This is a genomic window from Novosphingobium sp. B-7 (genome assembly GCF_000410615.1).
GTDB classification, from domain to species: Bacteria; Pseudomonadota; Alphaproteobacteria; order Sphingomonadales; family Sphingomonadaceae; genus Novosphingobium; species Novosphingobium capsulatum.
This window is the reverse complement of record NZ_APCQ01000343.1, coordinates 1-961: the sequence shown is the minus strand read 5'-3', so window position 1 is coordinate 961 and position 961 is coordinate 1. Positions and strand designations below refer to the sequence as shown.

Below are 961 nucleotides of genomic sequence, written 5' to 3'. Positions count from 1 at the left end.
CGGCTCGCTCGCCGCAGGGCTCAGCCAGGCCGGGCTGTTTCCGCCGCTGCTGGTGGCGATGGCTGCCAGCGGTGAGGCGTCCGGCCAGCTTGGCCCCTTGCTGGAAAGCGCGGCCGACGCGCTCGACCGCGCGTTCGAGGCTACGGCCGCCACCGCGCTCGCCCTGCTGGAGCCGGCGATCATTGTGGTGATGGGCGCGATCGTGGCGCTGATCATCCTCGCGATCCTGCTGCCGATCCTGCAATTGCAAACCCTTGTTGGAAATTGACCCATGGCTGTCGTGCATGCTCACCCCCGTCGCCCCGCGCCCAACGGGTTCAGCCTGGTGGAATTGATGGTGGTGATCTTCATCCTGGGCCTGCTGACCACTGTGGTGCTGATCAACGTGATGCCCAGCCAGGATCGCGCCATGGCGGTGAAGGCGCAAAGCGATATCGCCACGCTGGAGCAGGCGCTGGAGATGTTCCGGCTGGACCAGGGCAGCTATCCCAGCCAGGCGCAGGGACTGGCGGCCTTGCGCCAGGCGCCGCCCGATCTCGCCGTGCCGGAAACCTGGCGCACGGGGGGCTACATCCAGCGCTTACCCAAAGACCCCTGGGGCCGGCCCTATCTCTATCGTGTGCCTGGCCGCGATGGCGCGCCGTTTGCGCTGATGTCGCTGGGTGCCGATGGCCAGCCCGGCGGCAGTGGCGCCAATGCCGATATCGTGGCGCAGGGGCAGGGCGGCTGAAGTGCCGGATCACGGCCTGATCCTGTTGCTGGCCGAAACCGGCGGGCCGCCGGTTGCTGCATGGTGCGTGGCCGATGGGCGCATCGATGCCCTGCCGCCTGGGCAAGACCTGGCGGGCTGGCGCGGCCGCATCACCGCGCTGGTGCCCCCCGCGCAGGCACCCGTGCTGGCTCTGGCGGCGCAGGAAACCGCTACCGCTGACCAGGCCTTGGCCGTGGCGCGGTTGGCGGC

General features: G+C 69.6%; 3 protein-coding genes. All 3 read left to right on the top strand.

Features of this window, described 5'->3' with window-relative positions; all coding sequences use genetic code 11:
* The coding region (locus H926_RS25625; RefSeq protein WP_022675294.1) for a type II secretion system F family protein at positions 1 to 268 on the top strand (268 nt) is incomplete at its 5' end.
* 3 nt (positions 269 to 271) lie between these two features.
* Positions 272 to 730, top strand: coding sequence for a type II secretion system major pseudopilin GspG (gene gspG, locus H926_RS0104725; protein WP_022675293.1), 459 nt, complete (start codon positions 272 to 274; stop codon positions 728 to 730).
* A 1-nt stretch (position 731) separates the two neighbouring features.
* Positions 732 to 961 (top strand): hypothetical protein (locus H926_RS25620; RefSeq protein ID WP_043607835.1); only part of this gene is annotated, 230 nt, incomplete at its 3' end.